This is a genomic window from Hydrogenivirga sp. 128-5-R1-1, from assembly GCF_000171895.1.
In genome coordinates this window covers 1-2,534 of record NZ_ABHJ01000105.1, presented here as the reverse complement: position 1 = coordinate 2,534, position 2,534 = coordinate 1, and the positions used below count along the sequence as shown (strand labels likewise).

Annotated in this window: 2 protein-coding genes and 1 pseudogene; all 3 read left to right on the top strand. The window is 25.5% G+C overall.

The features are described 5' to 3' along the window. A pseudogene (locus tag HG1285_RS19805) lies at nucleotides 1–438 on the top strand (site-specific DNA-methyltransferase); the annotation flags it as partial. Between the two features lies 1 nt (nucleotide 439). Further along, on the top strand, nucleotides 440–2,134 hold the full coding sequence (locus HG1285_RS04735) for an AIPR family protein (RefSeq protein WP_008288568.1): 1,695 nt from the start codon (nucleotides 440–442) through the stop codon (nucleotides 2,132–2,134). Next, nucleotides 2,127–2,534: TdeIII family type II restriction endonuclease (locus tag HG1285_RS04740; protein ID WP_008288567.1), on the top strand; the 408-nt coding region annotated here is incomplete at its 3' end. The genes HG1285_RS04735 and HG1285_RS04740, both read left to right, overlap by 8 nt.

Here is a 2,534-nt window from a genome sequence, read left to right as displayed (position 1 = left end):
AGATATTTTGAGGAAGTTAAAAAGAAAAATGAAAACTTTTATCAGCTTTTAAAAAATAAAAAAATAACTGGAATATTTACATCCCCTCCTTATGTAGGGCAAATTGATTATCATGAGCAACATGCCTATGCTTATGAGCTTTTTGGAATAAAACGGAGAGATGAACTTGAGATAGGACCTTTATATAAAGGCAAAGGAAAAGAAGCAAGGGAAAGCTATATAGAGGGAATAACGCAGGTATTAAAAAATTCCCTTAAATATATGATAGACAATCCAACTATAATAATAGTTGCAAATGATGAGTATAATCTATATCCAGAAATAGCTAAAAGGTCTGGTCTAAAAATAATTGAAGAATACAAAAGACCTGTTTTAAACAGAACTTCAAGAGATAAAAATGCTTATTATGAAAGTGTTTTTGTTATGAGGAGGAAATAAGGTGGATATAGACATAGGATTGAATGCAAAAATAAATTTATTTGTTCAAAAGTTTGGCATAAATAAAGAAGAGATAGATTTTCCAGATTTGTTTGAAATGTTTTCTAACTATGTAATCATATCTAATGAATTAGAAGAAGATATAGATGATTTTAACAGTATTTTAACAGGAAAATCTAAAGGCATTGATGGTATAGGGATTATTATAAATGATAAATTAATAAAAGATTTATCAGATTTAGAAAATTTCAAAGATATAAAAATAAATTCTCTTAAATATTGTTTTATTCAATCTACAACTAAAAAAAGTTTCAGTGAAGAAAAATTTCAAGCATATATAGATACTATTATAGATTTTCTTCTAAATAATATAGAAATTTCTCCTTTTTCGGACATACATAGAGAGATATTTTCTGAACATATAAATAATATACAAAGCACTCCTATTATATCTATTTATTTTTCTTCAGCTAAAACGAAACATGAATTAACTGAAGAATTTATAGAAGGTCAAAAAAGAAAAATTATTAGTAGAGAAGATTTGGAAAACCGTTTTAACTTGGATAATATATATTTTTTGCAAAAAGATGAATTAAAAGGACTTTTTGAAAATATAGAAACTTTTCATAAGGTAGACATTGAGGTGGAAGAATCGTTTCAACTAAAAGAAAAAGAAAAAATACCTATAAGTGTAATTGCATCTATAAAATTTAAAGAATTTAAAAAATTAATATTAACCACTAATAATAATTTAAGGGATAGTTTATTTGTAGAAAATCCGCGTTCTTTTTTAAGGGAGACAAATGTAAATAAAGATATAAGAGGAACCTTAGAGGACGATAATTTAAGGGATTACTTTATATTTTTTAATAACGGATTGACTATTTTATGTGATAAAATAGAAAAACATCCAGTAAAAAGAGATACATTTATCCTCCATTATCCACGTATAATAAATGGATGTCAAACTACACATGTATTATATGAATTCTTTAAAGAAAAACCACAAAAAGCAGATAATATAGAAATTATGGTAAAACTTATAGCAACTGACGATAAAAGTTTAAAAACGGATATTATTTATTCAACTAACAATCAAAACCCTATTAGTAAAGATTTACTTTCTTTAAATGAATTTCACAAAGAATTAGAAGAATATTTTATTGGAAAAGAAGATTTAGACTTATATTACGAAAGATTAAGGGGACAATATACTCATATAAATCCACCTTATAAAAAAATAGACAAAGAAAAAATAGCAAAAATATATATTTCTGTTTTTTTGAGGGAACCTCACAAAATGAAAAGCAAAGCTTTAAGGGAAATAGAAAATTATGAACAAAAAGGTAAAATCTTTAAAATAGACAGAGATAAAAATGATATTTTAGAAAGATACTATTACTGTGGAGTTTTAAACTACTGGTTAGAAAAATTCCAAATGGAAAAAATAATAGAATTAAAATCCCAGACTGAAGATATGCATTTGTTATTATCAGTAGATATATTGTTATCTAAAACTAAAGAATTAATTACAGATAGAATAGTTTTCTTAAATAACGAAGAGAATGCAAAATCCATTTATTTAAAGGCAACTAATCTATTAGAAAGTCAAGATTATTTATTTGAAAGAAAAGGTTTTTATTCAGGACCAAAAACCAAAAATTTAATAAACTTTTTGGAAAATTTTAATGACTAATCAGAAAACCCAACTTATAGCTTTAGAAGTTATACGAGTTTTAAAGACAAGGTTTGACAATTTTCCAGATGATAGTCAGGAAAATAGAAATGCACCTTTTCATGAGGCATTTTTGAATGCTTTTAAAGATAAGATAGAAAAGTATGTTGATAATGTACCTTATTTTATTTCCCTATCAAGCTGGCTACATGGATTAAACACAACATTAGGACAATCATTTTTTGAAAATGTGGCACATATTTTAAGTGATGGGGAAAAAAGAACATTCAAAAAATGTAAAATTACAGAAAAGCAACAAAATGCCATTTTAGAAATAATTACAGACCTAAAAAATGGACAAAGAAAACCAGATTTAGAAAGAGAAAACGAGTTAATATTCCAAACTGGCGGAGATTTAGTT